The organism is Microbacterium hominis NBRC 15708 (genome assembly GCF_001592125.1).
Taxonomy (GTDB): Bacteria; Actinomycetota; Actinomycetes; order Actinomycetales; family Microbacteriaceae; genus Microbacterium; species Microbacterium hominis.
Genome location: NZ_BCWI01000004.1, coordinates 16,283 through 33,430, shown reverse-complemented (window position 1 = coordinate 33,430; position 17,148 = coordinate 16,283). Strand labels below are relative to the sequence as shown.

At 68.9% G+C, this 17,148-nt stretch carries 17 protein-coding genes, 3 tRNA genes and 1 pseudogene; 9 read left to right on the top strand and 12 right to left on the bottom strand.

The features are described from left to right. Window positions 1-270: 270 nt before the first annotated feature. From MHO01S_RS05185 to tilS, 8 genes are all read right to left on the bottom strand, one after another. Window positions 271-765: a DUF3180 domain-containing protein gene (locus tag MHO01S_RS05185; protein ID WP_060960543.1), complete on the bottom strand. Its 495-nt coding sequence runs from the start codon at window positions 763-765 to the stop codon at window positions 271-273. Then, window positions 762-1,355 carry a 2-amino-4-hydroxy-6-hydroxymethyldihydropteridine diphosphokinase gene (gene folK / locus MHO01S_RS05180; RefSeq protein WP_060960542.1) on the bottom strand — a complete coding sequence of 198 codons (594 nt, stop codon included), beginning with the start codon at window positions 1,353-1,355 and terminating at the stop codon, window positions 762-764. Before folK ends, MHO01S_RS05185 begins: the two co-directional genes overlap by 4 nt. Next, window positions 1,352-1,726, bottom strand: a complete 375-nt coding sequence (gene folB / locus MHO01S_RS05175; RefSeq protein WP_060960541.1) for a dihydroneopterin aldolase — start codon at window positions 1,724-1,726, stop codon at window positions 1,352-1,354. Before folB ends, folK begins: the two co-directional genes overlap by 4 nt. After that, window positions 1,723-2,550: a dihydropteroate synthase gene (folP, locus tag MHO01S_RS05170; protein WP_060960540.1), complete on the bottom strand. Its 828-nt coding sequence runs from the start codon at window positions 2,548-2,550 to the stop codon at window positions 1,723-1,725. The genes folB and folP overlap by 4 nt, the downstream gene beginning before the upstream one ends. Next, entirely contained in the window at window positions 2,547-3,137 is a 591-nt protein-coding gene (gene folE, locus MHO01S_RS05165; RefSeq protein ID WP_060960539.1) for a GTP cyclohydrolase I, read from the bottom strand. The genes folP and folE overlap by 4 nt, the downstream gene beginning before the upstream one ends. Window positions 3,138-3,146: 9 nt before the next feature. Beyond that, on the bottom strand, window positions 3,147-5,156 hold the full coding sequence (gene ftsH, locus MHO01S_RS05160; protein WP_060960538.1) for an ATP-dependent zinc metalloprotease FtsH: 2,010 nt from the start codon (window positions 5,154-5,156) through the stop codon (window positions 3,147-3,149). Window positions 5,157-5,366: 210 nt separating this feature from the next. After that, window positions 5,367-5,918, bottom strand: coding sequence for a hypoxanthine phosphoribosyltransferase (gene hpt / locus MHO01S_RS05155; RefSeq protein WP_060960537.1), 552 nt, complete (start codon window positions 5,916-5,918; stop codon window positions 5,367-5,369). Window positions 5,919-5,949: 31 nt separating this feature from the next. Then, entirely contained in the window at window positions 5,950-6,945 is a 996-nt protein-coding gene (gene tilS / locus MHO01S_RS05150) for a tRNA lysidine(34) synthetase TilS (protein WP_061781946.1), read from the bottom strand. Between the two features lie 195 nt (window positions 6,946-7,140). Between tilS and MHO01S_RS05145 the strand changes: the two genes are divergently transcribed. After that, window positions 7,141-7,674 carry an inorganic diphosphatase gene (locus tag MHO01S_RS05145; protein ID WP_060960536.1) on the top strand — a complete coding sequence of 178 codons (534 nt, stop codon included), beginning with the start codon at window positions 7,141-7,143 and terminating at the stop codon, window positions 7,672-7,674. A 69-nt stretch (window positions 7,675-7,743) separates the two neighbouring features. Here the strand turns inward: MHO01S_RS05145 and MHO01S_RS05140 are convergent, their stop codons facing one another. After that, entirely contained in the window at window positions 7,744-9,150 is a 1,407-nt protein-coding gene (locus MHO01S_RS05140) for a peptidoglycan DD-metalloendopeptidase family protein (RefSeq protein WP_061781945.1), read from the bottom strand. Between the two features lie 284 nt (window positions 9,151-9,434). Between MHO01S_RS05140 and MHO01S_RS05135 the strand changes: the two genes are divergently transcribed. The 3 genes from MHO01S_RS05135 to MHO01S_RS05125 all read left to right on the top strand — a co-directional run bounded on the left by MHO01S_RS05135 (window position 9,435) and on the right by MHO01S_RS05125 (window position 9,763). Further along, a tRNA-Glu gene (locus MHO01S_RS05135) sits at window positions 9,435-9,507 on the top strand. Window positions 9,508-9,534: 27 nt separating this feature from the next. Beyond that, a tRNA-Asp gene (locus MHO01S_RS05130) sits at window positions 9,535-9,608 on the top strand. An 82-nt stretch (window positions 9,609-9,690) separates the two neighbouring features. Beyond that, a tRNA-Phe gene (locus tag MHO01S_RS05125) sits at window positions 9,691-9,763 on the top strand. A gap of 248 nt (window positions 9,764-10,011) precedes the next feature. Here MHO01S_RS05125 and MHO01S_RS16250 read toward each other — a convergent pair. Beyond that, a complete protein-coding gene (locus MHO01S_RS16250) occupies window positions 10,012-10,941 on the bottom strand; it encodes a type II toxin-antitoxin system death-on-curing family toxin (protein ID WP_082734240.1) in 930 nt (309 codons plus the stop codon). 331 nt (window positions 10,942-11,272) lie between these two features. Between MHO01S_RS16250 and MHO01S_RS05115 the strand changes: the two genes are divergently transcribed. From MHO01S_RS05115 to MHO01S_RS05110, 3 genes are all read left to right on the top strand, one after another. Beyond that, window positions 11,273-12,400 (top strand): DUF262 domain-containing protein, encoded by a 1,128-nt coding sequence (locus MHO01S_RS05115; protein WP_167626508.1) that lies wholly within the window; start codon window positions 11,273-11,275, stop codon window positions 12,398-12,400. Further along, window positions 12,400-12,903, top strand: coding sequence for a HEPN domain-containing protein (locus tag MHO01S_RS16445; RefSeq protein ID WP_157553738.1), 504 nt, complete (start codon window positions 12,400-12,402; stop codon window positions 12,901-12,903). The genes MHO01S_RS05115 and MHO01S_RS16445 overlap by 1 nt, the downstream gene beginning before the upstream one ends. 422 nt (window positions 12,904-13,325) lie before the next feature. After that, on the top strand, window positions 13,326-13,925 hold the full coding sequence (locus tag MHO01S_RS05110; protein ID WP_060960533.1) for a class I SAM-dependent methyltransferase: 600 nt from the start codon (window positions 13,326-13,328) through the stop codon (window positions 13,923-13,925). Between the two features lie 8 nt (window positions 13,926-13,933). On the opposite strand, the gene MHO01S_RS05105 is transcribed toward MHO01S_RS05110, so the two are convergent. Then, window positions 13,934-14,428 (bottom strand): GNAT family N-acetyltransferase, encoded by a 495-nt coding sequence (locus MHO01S_RS05105; protein ID WP_060960532.1) that lies wholly within the window; start codon window positions 14,426-14,428, stop codon window positions 13,934-13,936. Window positions 14,429-14,592: 164 nt separating this feature from the next. Here MHO01S_RS05105 and MHO01S_RS05100 point away from each other — a divergent pair, with 164 nt between their 5' ends. Next, window positions 14,593-14,802, top strand: coding sequence for a hypothetical protein (locus tag MHO01S_RS05100; RefSeq protein ID WP_060960531.1), 210 nt, complete (start codon window positions 14,593-14,595; stop codon window positions 14,800-14,802). Between the two features lie 28 nt (window positions 14,803-14,830). On the opposite strand, the pseudogene MHO01S_RS17015 reads toward MHO01S_RS05100, so the two are convergent. Beyond that, window positions 14,831-15,666: pseudogene (locus MHO01S_RS17015) on the bottom strand (right-handed parallel beta-helix repeat-containing protein); the annotation flags it as partial. Window positions 15,667-15,710: 44 nt separating this feature from the next. Here MHO01S_RS17015 and MHO01S_RS05085 point away from each other — a divergent pair. Further along, window positions 15,711-17,138 (top strand): carboxylesterase/lipase family protein, encoded by a 1,428-nt coding sequence (locus MHO01S_RS05085; RefSeq protein ID WP_061781944.1) that lies wholly within the window; start codon window positions 15,711-15,713, stop codon window positions 17,136-17,138. Window positions 17,139-17,148: the final 10 nt, after the last annotated feature.

The following is a 17,148-nucleotide window of genomic DNA, read 5'->3' as shown; positions in this document are numbered from 1 at the left end:
TGAGCCTCGCCCGCGCCCCCGGTCGTTGAGCGAGCGAGGCGAGTCGAAACGCCCTCACCCGCACCCTCACCCCCGGTCGTTGAGCGAGCGAAGCGAGTCGAAACGCCCTCACCCGCCCCGTCACCCGCGCCCTCACCCCCGGTCGTTGAGCGAGCGAAGCGAGTCGAAACGCCCTCACCCTCACCCTCACCGTCACCCCCGGTCGTTGAGCGAGCGAAGCGAGTCGAAACGCCCTCACCCCCGCCCGCGCCGTCGCCCACTGAAGGACCGTCAGTCGTGGTGGGAGAGACCGAAGCCGGGTTCGGGAGGTCCGGGGTGTTCGTCATCGTCGTCCTTCCGGATGGTGCAGAGGTGTTCGGCCACGAGGCCCGCCGCAACGAGCACGAGGCCTCCGACGATCGAGGCGATCACCGCTCCCGTCGAGCCTAACGAGGGCGCGACGGGACGGGTGAGCAGGAAGGCGAGCAGGCCGCCGGCGACCCCGGCGACCGCGGCTCCGACGAGCGTGGACGCCTTGGCGAGCATCGCGATGCGCACGGCGCGGAACGGGTCGACGGGTGTCGGGTTCGCCCCCGAGATCGCCCGCCGGATCGGCAGGGCGAACAGCACGAGCGCGATGCCCAGCAGCACGAGCAGGATCGGCAGCAGGAACGACGGCGTGAAGGTCGGGCGCCCCGTCGCGGTGAGCACCTGGTCGATGGCGAAGCCGAGGAACACGCCGATCGCGACCGCGGCGACGATCGTCCCCGCTCCCGTCCGCTTCACGCCGCACCGCCGTCCGCCGGCGCGGCTCCCGCATCGGGCCCGGATGCCGGCGCCTCCTCCAGCCGCGCGAGAAGCTCGTCCACCCGCCCGGCGCCCGGGAGCACGGCATCCGGGTCGACGTGCAGCCACGGCGCGAGCACGAACGTCCGCTCCGCCGCCCGCGGGTGGGGCAGGGTCAGCGCGGGGTCGGCGGAGCGCACGTCGCCGTAGGCGATGAGGTCGAGGTCGAGGGTGCGGCTCTGCCACCGCAGGTCGTCGACGCGCCGTGGGGGCCTCCCATGCGCCTCCTCGATGGCGTGGAGGTAGCCGAGCAGCACCGAGGGCGCGAGGCGCGTCGTGACGAGGGCGACGGCGTTGAGGTAGGCCGGGGCCTCGGCATCCGGTCCGTCGAGGGTCAGCGCGACGGTCTCGATCGGGGCCGAGGCCACGATCCGCGTCGTCAGCGGCAGGCGGGCGAGATCCTCGAGGGCGGCGGTCATGGTCGCCTCGCGGTCGCCGAGGTTGGTGCCGATCGCGACGACGGCGGCGGTCTCGTCGTGATCCCGGGGCGGGGACTCGTCGTGATAGCCCTGCGCGAGGCGGCGGTTCATGCGGACGCTCCTTCACGGACGCGGCGGATGGAGACGCTCACATCGTCGAACGGCACCGCGATGGGCGCCTGCGGTTTGTGGATGGTGACCTCGACGGCATCCACGCGGGCGTAGCCGAGCGCGCGGTCGGCCACGCGCTGCGCGACGGTCTCGAGGAGGTCGGCGGGATCGCCCGCGAGGACGGCGGCGACTTGGTCGGCGAGCTCGCCGTAGTGCACCGTGTCGGCGACGTCGTCGCTGCGTGCGGCGTCGGCGAGCGAGAGCTCCAGCACGACATCGGCGATGAAGACCTGTCCCTCACGGCGCTCGTGCTCGTAGACCCCGTGGTAGCCCGTCGCGCGGACTCCGGTCAGCGTGATGCGGTCGCTCATGCGTGTCCTCCGTCGCTCTCGCCGTTCCAGTTCGTCCAGACCGCGAGCGCATCGCGCGTGGCCGCCGCGTCGTGCACCCGCACGGCCCACGCGCCGCTCTGCGCCGCCAGCACGCTGGTGACCGCGGTCGCGAGGTCGCGCCGTTCGGCCGACACGTCCTCCTCGGGGGTGAGGGCGGCCAGCCCTTCGGCGAGGAACCGCTTCCGACTCGTGCCGACGAGCACCCGCGGACCGATCGCGACGACCCGCTCCAGTGCCCGCAGCGCCTCCCAGTTCTGCGCACCGCGCTTGCCGAAGCCGATGCCGGGATCGAGGATCACCCGGTCGGGAGAGATCCCCGCCGCGACGGCCGCGGCGAGGCGTGCCTCGAGCTCCGCGACGAGGTCGCGGCCGAGGTCGTCGTACCCCGCGTGGGCGTACATGTCGGCGGAGGGCCCGCGCCAGTGCTGCAGCACGACGTCGACGCCGGATGCCGCGACCGCGCTCAGCATGTCGGGATCGCTGAGACCGCCCGAGACGTCGTTGACGATGCGGGCACCGCGCTCGACGGCGGCGAGCGCGGTCGATGCGTTCATCGTGTCGATGCTGACCGTCGCGCCGTCCGCGACGAGAGCAGCGATCACCGGAAGCACGCGTGCCCGCTCCTCGGCGGGATCCACCCGTTCCGCACCCGGCCGGGTCGACTCCCCACCGACGTCGAGGAGGTCGGCGCCGGCCGCGCGCAGGGCCCGGCCGTGCGCGACGGCGGCGTCGGCGGACAGGAAGCGCCCGCCGTCGCTGAAGGAGTCGGGCGTCACATTGACGATGCCCATGATCGCCGTCATGTCGGCGTCCCGGTCACGAGCATCATGATCTCGGCACGGGCCGCCGGGTCGGCGAGGGCGCCGCGCGCGGCGATCGTGACCGTGGCGGCATCCGGCTGGCGGCCGCCGCGCATCGTGACGCACTCGTGGTGGGCACCGAGCACGACCAGCACCCCGCGGGCATCGAGCGCCGCCGCGATCGTGTCGGCGATCTGCTCGCCCAGTCGCTCCTGCACCTGCGGGCGCGCGGCGAGCACCTCCACGACCCGGGGCAGCGCCCCGAGCCCGACGACCTGCTCGCCCGGGAGATACGCGATGTGCGCGCGCCCGGCGAACGGCAGCAGGTGGTGCTCGCAGACCGAGCGGAAACGAATGTCGCGCAGCAGCACCGCCCCCGACGGCAGCGTGTCGGGTGCGGGACCCCGCGACACGCTGATGGTGTGGGCCAGCGGAGCACCGGCATCCTCGCCGACGCCGGCGAAGAAGTCGGCGTAGGCCTCGGCGACGCGCTGAGGGGTCGCCTTCAGCCCCGGGCGATCGGGGTCTTCCCCGATCGCGACGAGGATGTCGCGCACGGCGGCGGCGACGCGGTCTCGATCGACGGCCACGTCACGAGCCTAGGCGGTGGCGGGGCGCGCCTGCCCGCTCGGGCGACGCTGCGCCGCCGTGTGCGCGGCCGGCTGGTCCTCGGCGACGGATGCCGCGGCCAGCCCAGTCTCGTCCTGCCGGCGCGGCACGTCCACCGGCGGCAGCATCGAGACGGGACGGTCGTCGCTGGACAGCCACTGCGGGCGCGGCGGCAGCTTCCTGACGTCGGTGAAGATCTCGGCGAGCTCGAGGTGGTCGAGCGTCTCCTTCTCCAGCAGGGCGAGGGCCAGCTTGTCGAGGATGTCGCGGTTCGCGTTGATCACCTCGTACGCCTCGTTGTGCGCCTGCTCGATGAGCTCGCGCACCTGCTGGTCGACGCGCTCGGCGATGCGCTCGGAGAAGTCGCGACCGTGACCCATGTCGCGCCCCATGAACACCTCACCCGAGGACGAGCCCAGCTTGACCGGGCCGACGTCGGTGGTCATGCCGTACTCGGTGACCATCTTGCGGGCGATGCCCGTCGCCTTCTCGATGTCGTTGCTGGCGCCGGTGGTCGGGTCGTGGAAGACGATCTCCTCCGCGACACGGCCGCCCATCGCGTACGTCAGCTGGTCCTGCAGCTCGTTGCGGGTGACGGAGTACTTGTCCTCGAGCGGAAGCACCATCGTGTAGCCGAGGGCCTTGCCGCGCGGAAGGATGGTGACCTTCGTGACCGGGTCGGTGTTGTTCATCGCGGCGGCGGCGAGGGCGTGACCGCCCTCGTGGTACGCCGTGATGAGCTTCTCCTTGTCCTTCATGATGCGCGTGCGGCGCTGCGGACCGGCGATGACGCGGTCGATCGCCTCGTCGAGGGCTCGCATGTCGATGAGCTGCGCGTTGGAGCGCGCCGTCAGCAGGGCGGCCTCGTTGAGCACGTTCGCGAGATCGGCACCGGTGAAGCCGGGCGTCTTGCGGGCGATGACGGCGAGGTCGACCGACGGCGACAGCGGCTTGCCGCGGCCGTGCACCTCGAGGATGCGCTGACGGCCCTTGAGGTCGGGGGCGTCGACGCCGATCTGGCGGTCGAAGCGACCCGGACGCAGCAGGGCCGGGTCGAGGATGTCGGGACGGTTGGTCGCCGCGATCACGAGCACCGACGCCTTCGGGTCGAACCCGTCCATCTCGACGAGCATCTGGTTGAGCGTCTGCTCGCGCTCGTCGTGACCGCCGCCCATGCCGGCACCGCGGTGACGGCCGACGGCGTCGATCTCGTCGATGAAGATGATCGCGGGGGCGTTCTCCTTGGCTTGGTTGAACAGGTCGCGAACGCGGCTCGCACCCACTCCGACGAACATCTCCACGAAGTCGGAGCCCGAGATGGAGTAGAACGGCACGCCCGCCTCGCCTGCGACGGCGCGCGCGAGCAGGGTCTTTCCGGTTCCGGGAGGGCCGTACAGCAGCACGCCCTTCGGGATGCGGGCGCCGACCGCCTGGAACTTCGCGGGATCCTTCAGGAAGTCCTTGATCTCCTGCATCTCCTCGATGGCCTCGTCGGCACCGGCGACGTCGGCGAAGGTGACCGTCGGGGTCTCCTTCGTCACGAGTTTCGCGCGGGACTTGCCGAACTGCATCACCTTGCTGTTGCCGCCCTGGGCAGCGGAGAAGAAGAACCAGAAGAGCAGACCCAGCAGCAGGATCGGGATCAGCAGCGACAGGAGGCTCTCGAAGAAGGTCGTGCGCGGCACGACGTCGTTGTAACCGTCCTTCGGGGTCGCGGCATCCACCGCCGAGACGACCTCGTTCGCGCGCGCGCCCACGTAGTAGAACTGCACCTGCGTGGCGCCCTCGAACGGTGCGGACAGGGTCATGTCGACCCGCTGGTCGCCGTCGGTGTTCGTCACCTGGGTGACCGTGCCGCCCTTCAGGAGCGTCAGGCCCTCCTGCGTCGTGATCTGCTTGGCGCCGGTGAGCGTCGAGATCAGCGACATGCCGATCAGCAGCAGGGCGCCGATGAGCAACACGTAGACGAACGGGTTGCGGCTGAGCTTCTTGAAGTCCATGATCCGCTCAGGCTACCGCGCACCGACTATGGGGCGTCTGTGCATTCGCCACAGGCGAACCGGGAGGGACCCGGGCGCCGTCTGCGTTTCGACTCCTCGCTGCGCTCGTCGCTCAACGACCGGGACTTCCCCCCGGTCGTTGAGCGAGCGCAGCGAGTCGAAACGCCGCACCCCGGTCGTTGAGCGAGCGCAGCGAGTCGAAACGCCGCGTCAGCTGTAGACGTGCGGCGCGAGCACCGCGACGTCGCGCAGGTTGCGGAACCGCTCGTCGTAGTCCAGGCCGTAGCCGACCACGAACTCGGTGGGGATGTCGAAGCCGACGTAACGGCAGTCGATCTCGACCTTGGCCGCTTCGGGCTTGCGCAGCAGGGCGAGGATCTCGATCGAGGCGGCGCCGCGCGAGGCGAAGTTCTCCAGCAGCCAGCTCAGGGTGAGGCCCGAGTCGATGATGTCCTCGACGATCAGCACGTGCTTGCCGGTGAGGTCGGTGTCGAGGTCCTTGCGGATCTGGACGACACCGCTGGACTTCGTGCCCGCACCGTACGACGAGACGGCCATCCAGTCGATGACGATGTCGCGGCGGAGCTTGCGGGAGAAGTCCGCCATCACCATGACGGCACCCTTGAGCACTCCCACGAGGAGCAGCTCCTTGCCCTCGTAGTCGGCCTCGACGCGCTGGGCGAGCTCACCGAGCTTCTCGTGGATCTGTTCCTCGGTCACGAGGATGGTGGACAGCTGGTCAGCGATGTCGGCTGCGCGCATTCCTCGATTTTAGGCCCGTCGGCGGGCATTCTCAGTCCGCGACGAACTCCAGCCGGCTGCCACTGCGCCGGGCACGGCATCCGGGGAGGTCGATCGGCCCCTGACCGTGCCAGTCGGTGACGAGCCGCGCGACCTCGAGCGTCTGGGCCCGGGTGAGGCTCGCCCCGAACTCGCTCGCGACGACGTGCCGGATGATGCGGTGACGCAGGGCCGGCGGGTTCGCGGCGAGCGCGGGCACCGAGACCGCGATGCCGGCCTCGGCGTGCTCGACGATGTCCTCGATCGTCTCGTCGATCATGTCGGCGAAGGCCGCGGCATCCTCGCGGAGCTGGTCGCTCGTGCGGGCGAGGGCTTCCGCCACGCCGGGGCCGAGCTCGGCCTCGAGCACGGGCATGACGTCCTGGCGCACGCGCACGCGCAGGAACCGACGGTCGAGGTTGTGCGGGTCCTCCCACGGCGGCAGCCCCGCCGCGGCGCAGGCCGCGCGGGTGGTGGCGCGGCGCACCTCGAGCAGGGGACGCAGGATGCGGATGCCCTCCTCGACCCGGTCGGGCGACATTGCGCCGAGACTCGCGGCGCCGGAGCCGCGGGCGAGGCCGATGAGCACGGTCTCGGCCTGGTCGTCGAGAGTGTGGGCGAGCATGATCGCCTCGGCCCCGGCCTCCCTCGCGGCGGCGAGCAGGGCCGCGCGGCGGGCGTCGCGGGCGGCGGCCTCCGGCCCGCCGTCGGTGCCGACCTCGACCCGGACGACCCGCGCGGTGAGACCTCGCTCCTCCGCGACGGCCGCCGCACGCGCGGCGACGCGGTCGGACCCGGGCTGCAGGCCGTGGTCGATGACCGCCGCGGATGCCGCGATGTTCGCTTTCGGCGCCTCGAACGCGACGGCGTCGGCGAGTGCGAGCGAGTCGGCGCCGCCCGAGAGCCCCACGAGCACCGGCCCCGTCACGGTCGCGAGGGCGGTGCGCACGGCACGACGGATCTCGGCGACGGCGGGATCGAGGGTGGGGCGATGGTCCACGGCATCCACGGTAGCGAGTTGCCGCCCGCACAACTCCACCTCAATGGGGGTAGGGGCCTCCGACCGAACCGATACGGGCGACTGAGGCGGAGTTGTGAAGGTGACGGCTGCGCAACCGGCGCGCGGTGGCCCCCGGACTAGGCTGGATGCCGGCATCCACCAGACCCTCCGAACATCCACCAGATCCTCCGAAGGAGCACCAGTATGGGCGCATACGACGCCGTCATCGAGATTCCGCGCGGCAGCCGCGTGAAGTACGAGGTCGACCACGGAACGGGTCGGGTGTTCCTCGACCGCGTGCTGTTCACGCCGATGGGCTACCCCGCCAACTACGGCTTCTTCGAGGACACCCTCGGTGAGGACGGCGACCCGCTCGACGTGCTGCTGCTGCTCGACCGCGACCTGTACCCGGGTGTCATGGCGAAGGTCCGCCCCGTCGCGGTGCTGAAGATGCTCGACGAGGCCGGCGGTGACGACAAGGTCGTCGCCGTGCTCGCGAAGGACCCGCGCTGGAACCACATCCAGGACGTCGACGACCTCGACGAGTGGACCAAGGGCGAGATCGGCCACTTCTTCGAGCACTACAAGGACCTCGAGCCCGACAAGTGGGTCAAGGTCGACCAGTGGGCCGGCGCCGAAGAGGCCGAGCGCCTGGTGTCCGAGGCCTTCCAGCGCTTCCAGGACGAGGGCGCCCAGACGGCCACGCAGGGCGAGGGCCACGCCCCGAAGACGATCTGAGACCCGTCTCACACGCAGAAGAGCGGATGCCGATCGGCATCCGCTCTTCTGCGTGTTCGGCGCGAACCGTCAGTAGACGTTGATGCCGTGATCGAGGAGGACGGGCGCCGGGTCGATCCGCACGCCCTGCCAGTAGACCTCGAAGTGCAGGTGGCAGCCGGTGGAGGCTCCGGTGTTGCCGACGTAGGCGATCACGTCGCCGGCGTTGACCCACTGGCCGTAGTTGACGTTGTAGCCACCGTTGACGATGTGCGCGTAGCCGGTGACGACGCCGCCGCCGTTGTCGATCTTGATGTAGTTGCCCCAGTCGCCGGTGTACTGGGCCCAGACCACCGTTCCGGAGGCCGCCGCGTAGATCGGCGACCAGCAGGAGGTGGCGAAGTCGATGCCGCGGTGTCCGCCGCTGGTGCACGAGCCGTTGCCACACACCGAGCCGCGGTTTCCGAACCAGGAGCTGATGTAGCCGGATGCCGGGCGCACCCAGCCTCCGGTGCCGGCCGACCCACCGCTGCCGCTGCTTCCGCCGCTGCTGCTTCCGCCGCCGCCACCACCGCCACCGGCGTTCGCCGCGGCTTCGGCCTCGGCCTGCCGCCGACGCTCTTCGGCGAGGGCGGCCTGGCGGGCCTCCTCGGCCTTGCGCGCGGCCTCGACGCCGGCCTGGTAGTCGGCGACGGTCTTCGCGGTCTGGTCCTGGAGTGCCGCGAGCTGCGCCTGGAGCGTGCCGAGGTTCTTGTCCTGCTCGGCGAGGGCGGCCTGCGCCGCGGCGGCGGCATCCTGGGCCGCCTGCATCTTCTGCTCGGCTTCCTTCTGCAGACGATCGCGCTCGTCGCGCGCCACCTTCGCCTTGTCGCTCAGGCTCTGGGCGTTGTTGCGAGCGCTCACCGCGTCGGCGTAGACGCCGCGGTTGGCCTCGACGAGGCGGTCCATCGTGCCGAGCTTGGTGAGCAGGTCGTCGGCGCTGGCGGCGGAGCCGGAGAAGAAGAGCTCCATCGACGGATCGTCGCCGCCGGAGCGGTACTGCTGCGCCGCGAGGCGTCCGAGCTTCTTGGCGGTCTCGGTGGCTCGGGCCGATTCGGCGTCGGCCTGTGTCTGGAGCGCGTTCGCGTTGTCGGCGGCGGTCTCGAACGCGATCTGCGCCGCGACGTACTCGTTCGCGAGGCGTTCGGCTTCGGCCTGCTTCGCAGCGACGTCGGCCTGCAGTGCGGCGATGAGGTCCTGGATGCGGGAGACCTCGGCCGCCTTCGCGGCTTCGTTGTTCTTGGCGTTCTGGACGTCGTCCCACGAGGGGTAGTCGGCGGCGAACGCCGACGGGCTGAACCGCAGTCCGAGAGCGCTCACGGCGCCGAGGCTGAGAACGCCCAGGCCCGCCAGTCCGAGCGCCGTGCGGCGGCTCAGGGGGCCCCGGAGGGTCGTCAGTTCCTTCGCGGTCGGCGCGCACCCGCAGTCCTCCGCCGAAGCGGCCTTCTCGGTCTTCACCTCGAACCTCCGTCATTCACGCGCGTCGACCCCCGCCATCCTGCGATGGCAACACACGTCACACTAACAACATTCGTCACATTCGCCCAAGGGTTTCTTCGACGCCCCGAGGGGAGCGAATCCGGCCGCGACCAGCGGCGACGTGCCTGCGCGCGACGGATGCGGATGCCGCCATCCTCCCCCGCGGAGGGGGCGCGCCACGGCATCCCACGCCCTCGATTTCCGATTTGGGGAGGGATCTCGTATGCTTGAGCGTCGGTAAGAATGAGCCCTCGGGTTCGCTCGGCCCCATCGTTTAGCGGCCTAGGACGCCGCCCTTTCACGGCGGTAGCACGGGTTCGAATCCCGTTGGGGTCACTCTCCGACACACAACTGAATACGTATGGCCCTGTAGCGCAGTTGGTTAGCGTGCCGCCCTGTCACGGCGGAGGTCGCGGGTTCAAGTCCCGTCAGGGTCGCTCCGAGCGACGGGCCCTTTTCTTTCGAGATCGAGGGCCCTTCGCGTAGGACGCGGCAGGTTCTGTACAGCGCGTGCCGCGCGGCTCTGTAGCTCAGTTGGTAGAGCGCACGACTGAAAATCGTGAGGTCACGGGATCGACGCCCGTCGGAGCCACACGGACCGTCGTTACAACGGTCCCAGAAACCCTCGCCTAGCTTCTACATGGCGGGGGTTTTGCTTTGAGCTGTTGGGGGCAGTTTCCCACTTCGGAAGCACTGGATCCCCGAGCCCGCCGACGGCTCGGTCCCTGAGCGAGCGAAGCGAGTCGAGACAGCTGTGGCAGATGCCATACTGTGGGCCCCGTCGGAAGCCTGGGCCGGTCTGGGGCCGGTTGTGACCCGAAACCGATCGATCGAGGGGAGCTACGTCAGCGCAAGTCGGTCGAGCACCTGTCGGTAGGTGTTCACGAAGTGGTCAACGACAGCCTCGACATCGTCATCGTAGAAAGCGCCGGAATCGATCCCGTGGAGCTCGTCGAAGCGCAGTTGCCTGCGGACACGCTTGACGTCACGTACCCCCACGTTGAAGTTTGCCCTCGGATACCCCAGCCTTGCAGAGAACCGCCCCTCACGGGTCTGACGGTAGACCTTGATGTAGTTCCGACCCGGTGCGGCAAACTCGCACCCCTGCGATTCAAGTTGCGCGCGAAGTTCCTGGAACATCATCGACTTGTCTCCACGAACAAGCGGTCGGGTGCGCGACTCGAGCCAATCCGCGATACCCGCGACCTCCGAGTCCGATGAGCGCTCCTGACCGTCGGGAAGGATGAAGTCGTGCGCAGCGACTTGAGTCGCCATGTCGTAGAGGTCATCTTCCGAAGTGTCGACCAACAGCGTGCGGTTCTGTTGCAGGAACACGAGCATGGCTACCAGTGCTGTACGTTTGTTGCCGTTCTCGAACGGGTGATTCAGAGCAAGACCATAGAAGAGCGTCGCGGCCACTTGGGGCACGGAGGTGTACTTCTTGAACGAGCCCATCCCAGCAGTCTGGCGTGCGACTGCACTTGCCAACGCGTTCGGCCGTAGGGGATCGGTTGCCCCGAAATCGAGTGCTGCAATCTCACCCGTCGCAAGGCGACGACGGATCGTCATCAGCTCGTCATCAGTTAGGTACTCCACATCAGAACAGTATCGGCATCGCCGCGACCGATTCGATCGTAAAGCTGCGCTCGAGGAGTGAGATGCCCCGGATGCCACTCGCACTTCTCCACCTAGCTCCCTCCCGCGACGACTACCAGCGGCGCACGACCCCCAGCGGTCATCCGTTTCCGAGAATTTCGGCGTAGTCCTCATCAGTCAGCAGCTCAAGCGACATGTACGCGAACTCGGTCGCGTCGAAGCTGTTCGGCGCGATCTGTCAGTCATCGGCGAGCCCAGTTGTCTTGGACAGCGGCTCGTAGTGCCAGGCCTTGAGGATGCGGACCCGCTCGTCGTGATCGATCTCTCCCTCGGCCGCTCGCCTCACGATGCCCATCGCGGTCTGCATACGCGAGTCCCATCAGACCCAGGGCGCTTCAGTCACGGGTTCGATCGCGTCGAGCGACTGAACCCCGCGGTGGCTTTCACGAGGAGGGCGCTCCATAATCTCGTGGCCGACCAGGCGTGCCCCGGTATGCTCGGCCGCATGACAGATGATCAGGTCGTCAAAGGGCGACTTCCCGACGAGGACCTGCTCCTCACTCCCGAGGAGTTCGACGACCTCGAAACAGCTGAGACGACAGTTACCCCCATCAGCTACTCGGGACAGGATTTCGACGTCGACGGACTCGTACGACGGCTAAACAAGGGCGATATCGTCGTACCGAGCTTTGGCGTCGAGGATGAACTGTTGGAGACTGCGGGGTTTCAGCGCGGCTTCGTTTGGACTCGGAAGCAGATGGACCGCTTCATCGAATCCTTGCTTCTCGGCTACCCCATTCCTGGCCTTTTCCTCGTTCGCCAACAGACGGACAAGCGCTACCTCGTTTTGGATGGGCAACAGCGCCTCCGAACTCTCCAAGCGTTCAAGAAGGGCGTTCACGACGGCCGAGTTTTTGCGCTCGTGAACGTAGCGGAGGAGTTCAAGGACCTAACCTACGACAGCCTTCCCGACCCACTCCGGCGAACACTCGACGACGCATTCCTCCAGGCCACGGTTGTGAGCACAGACGGCTCAGCGGGCTCGCTCGAGGCGGTCTATCAAATCTTCGAGAGGTTGAACTCTGGCGGCACGCAGCTCACGCCGCATGAGATCCGAGTCGCGCTCTATGCGGGAGCCCTAATCGCCGAGCTGGAGAGGCTGAACAGTCTCGAGTCGTGGCGTCACCTATACACCCAGAGGAAGAATCCTCGACTCCGCGATCAGGAACTGATCCTGCGAGTGCTCGCGCTGTTCCTTGACCTCGAGTCTTACTCCCGTCCCCTCAAGGGGTTCCTCAACGACTTCGCAGGGGAACACCGAGCAATGGATGAGTCCGTCTCGGCGGCGTCAGTGCTGTTTCAGAAGGCTGCCGATCTACTCGCGGATGGTCCCGGCGCCGGCGCCCTTCGCAAGAAGTCCGGACAGGTTAACGCCGCACAGAGCGAGGCGGTCTTCGTGGGACTGATGCGCAGACTGCAGGGAGCAGACATTGACGCAGCGGCCGTTACCGCGGCTGTCTCGGAGCTGATGTCAAACGATGACTTTGACGCTGCGACAACTCGATCGACGGCGGACGAACTGGTCGTGCAGGCTCGAGTCCGTATCGCCAGCGAGATCTTCGGTCGGTATTGATGGCATGGCCTGGTTCTTGGCCGTCCCACGTCCTGAGCGGCTCGCGTTCGAAGCTGACCGAGTTGCGGGACGAGGTGAATGGCCTCGAGACGGGAGTCTCCACCGAGACAGAGCAGGCGATGACGCGATTCCTCGTGGTTCGATCCTGCGGCCATCTCGAATTCACGTTCGACGAATCCTTCTGCGCGTTCGCCGAGAGCAAGTCGAGTCCAGAAGTCGGCGCATATGTCCGCGGGCAGTTCTTCCGCGGCGCCAACCCCTCACCTGAGCGCATAAGCCAGACTCTACGTCGACTCGATGGGGCGCGCGCAGACAGATTCGAGAACAAGATCGAGGAAGACGACCAGCGATTGCGCCGAGAACTGGCGTTCCTAGTGGATCGCAGGAACAAGATCGCACATGGTCAGAGTGAAACGGTGCGCCGCAGAAAAGCCTTGGATCTCGCTGAAGTCGCGCTCGAGCTGAGCGATTGGATCGTCACCGAGCTAGATCCACGTGCATGACGCTGCGGGTATCCCCCGCGGGCCGACCCCGGGCCGGAAAGCCGGCTGAAACCACCCGCGACCAGCCATAGCCAACGAGCGCGACTTCCGCGGAATCACGCGGCAATCGAGCATCAACCGACACCCAAAGCCCATGTCGGACAACTGAATATCATGAGGTCACGGGATCGATCCCCGTCGGAGCCACGCGGACCGTCGTTACAACGGTCCCAGAAACCCTCGCCTGCTTCTATATGGCGGGGGGGGGGTTGATTTGGGCTGGTGAGGAGTGGGGTCCGCTCTTCCGGTCGTCGAGCGAGCGCAGCGAGCCGGAACGCCCCGGAGGGATGCCGATTCGCTCGTGCCTTCGTCGGCTGAGGACGGTCGGCCCCGAATTTCGGGCGCCGAGTGGACCACCGAGACCACATCGATAGCCTCTTCGGATGACCGATGTGCAAGCCGCGTACGCCGCACGCGCCGCCGAATACTCCGATGCTCTCGGATCCATGGATGCAGTGCATCCGAGCGACAGGCAACTCGTCGACACGTGGGCGAGCAAGGTCTCCGGCCGAGTTCTCGACGCAGGATCCGGACCGGGTCATTGGACCGACTACCTCCACCGTCGCGGTGTCGAAGTGCAGGGCATCGATATCGTCCCGGACTTCCTCGACAGAGCTCGAACGCGATACCCGTCGGCCAGGTTCGACACGGGGAGCATCGACGCGATCGACGAACCCGACGACGCCTTCGGCGGCATCCTGTCCTGGTTCTCGACGATTCATCACGAGCCGTCGCGGATCAGCATCCCGCTGCTCGAGTTCGCGCGAGTGCTGCGGCCCGGCGGCACTGTGCTGCTCGGCCACTTCGACGGCGCCGAGGTCGAGCCGTTCGATCATGCCGTCGTTCGCGCGTACCGCTGGCCCGCAGGCGAACTGATCACGGTGCTCGACGCCGCGGGATTCGACGTCATCGAGACGCACCGGCGAACCGAGCGAGGCCGCCGCGACGTCGGCGCCATCCTCTGCGAGCGTCGCGCGCGCTGAGGTGGTCGCTATCTCACCATGCGCGCATCCGTGATCAGCGGGGCGTGCGGATCGCGCTGCTCCGTCCCGTCGAAGTGGAAGCCGTTGCGCAGGTAGAACGCCGTCGCGCGGGGATTCTCCTTCGCGACCCACAGCATGGCGGGCGCGGTCCCGAGCGTCTCGTCCAAGAGCGCCTGCCCGACACCCGTCCCATACTGCGATGCCAGCACATAGATCGCGTAGAGCAGGCGGTCCCGAGGCGGCTCCTCGCCGTCCAGACCCTCGCCGGGGCCGACCCACGCGAACCCGACGATGTCTTCACCGACCTCGGCCACACGGATGACCATGCCATCCCGCCGCTCCGCCAGCACCTGACGCCACATCCGGTGCCGCCTGTCGACGTACTCCGCCGAGAAGTAGCCGTCGGGCAGCAGATGCGCGTAAGCCTCCTTCCACGTCGCGACGTGGAGCTCGGCGATGGCCGCCGCATCCGCGGGCTGGGGCTCTCGGATCACGAATGCCATGCACCGATCGTGTCACGAGCGGTCACTCCGGTCGCTCTGCTGCGAACCCGCCGCGACGGTTCCTGGGCTCGGCCCGAGCTATGACCACGGCGCGGGTGCGTGCCCCCTCCGAGACGGGCGGCGCCCGACTGATATCCTTCTTACCCCCACCCGGAAAGTGCCCCATGGCCGAACGCGTCGCCGAGCGGGTGGCCCGTCTGATGACGGAGCACCCCGACATCACGGTCCGCTTCACCTCGGCTGTCACCGCTGACAGCTACCTGTTCAGTATGAGCCGCAGCATCCCGGTGATCTTCATGAACCCCGTCCACGAACCGCTGGTCGAGAGCCTGCGGGCTGCGCAGCAGAATCGCGACAACGCGGCAACCGCCTGACGCCTCGGGCGTCGCCGGGGCCTCCCGGCTACACACCGACCTCGGGCGTGGGCCGCACGGCGTTCGCCGCGCAGTCGACGACGAGCTGGGCCGTCGTTCCCGCGTCGAGCACGGTGTTGCGCACCGAGCCCGGCTCGACGAGGACCGTGATGACGGCGAGATCCTGCGCGGTGCGCGCCGACAGCAGCGCGTCGACCTGTGCCGCGACGCAGTCGTCGCCAACGTCGGCGCCCCGATCGCGCGCAACCACGTGCGTGCTCGCGACGTAGTTGTCGGTCCCGGAGACGATCCGGATGATCACGGGCTTCGCGCCGACGGGACGGACGTCGCCCGCCGCGATGACCGTCGAGAAGTGGTTGGCGATGAGCGAGTTGCCGTCGCCCTCGACGCTCAGCAGACCGTACTCGTCGTCGCGGCCGCCACCCGCACCGAGGAACGGCGTCCAGGGCTCCTGGTCGCGGAGGAAGTGGTTCGCGGCGACCAGGTTCTCCGCACTCGCCCCGTCGAGCACGACCATGCCGGGAGCGAACGCGTGGAGGCGGTTGCCCGTCACGTTCGACCGCGTGACGCACCGCAGGTGCACGCTGCTGGCTCCGCGCGGGAAGACGTTGTTGGCCGAGACGAGCAGACCGCCGTGAAGTTGTCGTGGATCGAGAGCGCATCGGCGTGGTGGATGACCAGCGCGTGCTCGAGGTAGACGAAGCCCATGCCGTTGATGCGCACGGAGTCGTTGGCGGTGGCGGCGTAGATGCCCGTCTTGCCGTTGACGTAGGTGTTCTCCGGATGCCGCTCCGACCCGTCGGGCTCGAAGTGCAGGCCATCGATGCAGAATCCCGCGAACTCGATCGAGCTCAGCCGCGCCGACATCCCGCCGACGGTCCGCCGACGGGGGCGAATAGGGTGAGGCCATGGAGCAGCCCGTCGCCCCCGAGGTCACGACATCCACCGGCACCGTTCGCGGCAGCCGGACCGACGGGATCGGCCGCTTCCTCGGCATCCCGTACGCGGCGGCGCCCGTGGGCGGACGCCGCTTCCGCGCGCCCGCCCCGCCGACGGCCTGGCCGGGCGTGCGCGACGCGACGAAGTTCGGCGCGACGGCGCCGCAGGCGCCCTACGCAGGCGCGATCGGCGAGCTCCTCAGCTGCCCGGTGATCGAGGGCGACGACATCCTCACCGCCAACGTGTGGACCCCGGCGGATGCCGCGACATCCGCCGCCCCCGTCGTCCTCTGGATCCACGGCGGCGCCCTCGAGCGCGGCGCCGCGGCCGAGCCCACCTACGACGGGACCGGCTTCGCCCGCGACGGGGTCGTGTTCGTGTCGGTCAACTATCGCCTCGGCGTCGAGGGGTTCAGCGTGCTCGACGGGGCGCCGACGAACCTCGGACTGCTCGACGTGGCGCGGGCGCTGGAGTGGGTGCACGCCGAGATCGGCGCCTTCGGCGGCGACCCCGCCCGCATCACGCTGATGGGAGAGTCCGCCGGTGGGGCGCTGGTGGCCGCACTCCTGTCGCGCCCGGCATCGCGCGCCCTGGTCGCCGGCGCGATCATCCAGTCCGGGCCGCTCGACGCGGCACCCCTGCAGAAGGCGCGCCGCGCGTCGGATGCGATCGCGCGCCGCCTCGGCATCCCGGCGACGCGCGAGGCGTTCGCGGCCCGGACGACGGCCGAACTCCTGCGGGCGCGATCGCAGATCGCCGCCGGCTCGTCCCCGTTGCGAGGCGCACCCGGCTTCACGCTCGCGCTCGACCCGGAGACCCTTCCCGCATCGCCGGTCGACGCCCTGCCGAGCCTCGGGATACCGCTCCTGATCGGCACCAACACCGACGAATACCGCCTCTGGCTGACGCCCGACGCCATCGCCGACATCGGCGGCGTGAAGTCGTGGCTCGCCCGCCGCGCCCTGCGCACCCCCGAACGCGCCGCCCGGGCCGTGCGGGCCGCGAAGCCCGACGCGAGCGCCGGCGAGGTCCTCGGGCAGCTGCTCACCGACCGCCTCCTGCGCGGCCCCGCGACCCGCGTCGCACGGGCGCGGACCGCCCCGACCTACGTCTACGAGTTCGCCTGGGAGAGCCCGGTGCGAGACCTCCGCGCCGCGCACGCGTTGGAACTCGGCTTCGTCTTCGACACCCTGACGACCGACCAGGCCGTGAGGCTGGCGGGCGACGACGCACCCGCCGACCTCGCCCGCGACATGCACCGCGCGTGGGTGGCGTTCATCACGACGGGTGATCCCGGCTGGCCGGCTTTCGGCGCCGATCGGACGACGAAGGTCTGGGATGCCGCGCCTCGCGTGACCCCTCAGCGCCGCGCGGCCGTCGTCGACGCCCTGGGGTAGGGCGCTTCGA

Excerpts from the sequence above, each read along its gene's own strand:
- MHO01S_RS16250 (WP_082734240.1), bottom strand. The coding sequence starts at position 10,941 with ATGAGGACTACGCCGAAATTCTCGGAAACGGATGACCGCTGGGGGTCG.
- folP (WP_060960540.1), bottom strand. The coding sequence starts at position 2,550 with ATGACGGCGATCATGGGCATCGTCAATGTGACGCCCGACTCCTTCAGC.
- MHO01S_RS05105 (WP_060960532.1), bottom strand. The coding sequence starts at position 14,428 with ATGGCATTCGTGATCCGAGAGCCCCAGCCCGCGGATGCGGCGGCCATC.
- MHO01S_RS05110 (WP_060960533.1), top strand. The coding sequence starts at position 13,326 with ATGACCGATGTGCAAGCCGCGTACGCCGCACGCGCCGCCGAATACTCC.
- folB (WP_060960541.1), bottom strand. The coding sequence starts at position 1,726 with ATGAGCGACCGCATCACGCTGACCGGAGTCCGCGCGACGGGCTACCAC.
- MHO01S_RS05145 (WP_060960536.1), top strand. The coding sequence starts at position 7,141 with ATGGGCGCATACGACGCCGTCATCGAGATTCCGCGCGGCAGCCGCGTG.
- folK (WP_060960542.1), bottom strand. The coding sequence starts at position 1,355 with ATGAACCGCCGCCTCGCGCAGGGCTATCACGACGAGTCCCCGCCCCGG.
- MHO01S_RS05100 (WP_060960531.1), top strand. The coding sequence starts at position 14,593 with ATGGCCGAACGCGTCGCCGAGCGGGTGGCCCGTCTGATGACGGAGCAC.
- ftsH (WP_060960538.1), bottom strand. The coding sequence starts at position 5,156 with ATGGACTTCAAGAAGCTCAGCCGCAACCCGTTCGTCTACGTGTTGCTC.
- hpt (WP_060960537.1), bottom strand. The coding sequence starts at position 5,918 with ATGCGCGCAGCCGACATCGCTGACCAGCTGTCCACCATCCTCGTGACC.
- MHO01S_RS16445 (WP_157553738.1), top strand. The coding sequence starts at position 12,400 with ATGGCATGGCCTGGTTCTTGGCCGTCCCACGTCCTGAGCGGCTCGCGT.
- MHO01S_RS05115 (WP_167626508.1), top strand. The coding sequence starts at position 11,273 with ATGACAGATGATCAGGTCGTCAAAGGGCGACTTCCCGACGAGGACCTG.
- MHO01S_RS05085 (WP_061781944.1), top strand. The coding sequence starts at position 15,711 with ATGGAGCAGCCCGTCGCCCCCGAGGTCACGACATCCACCGGCACCGTT.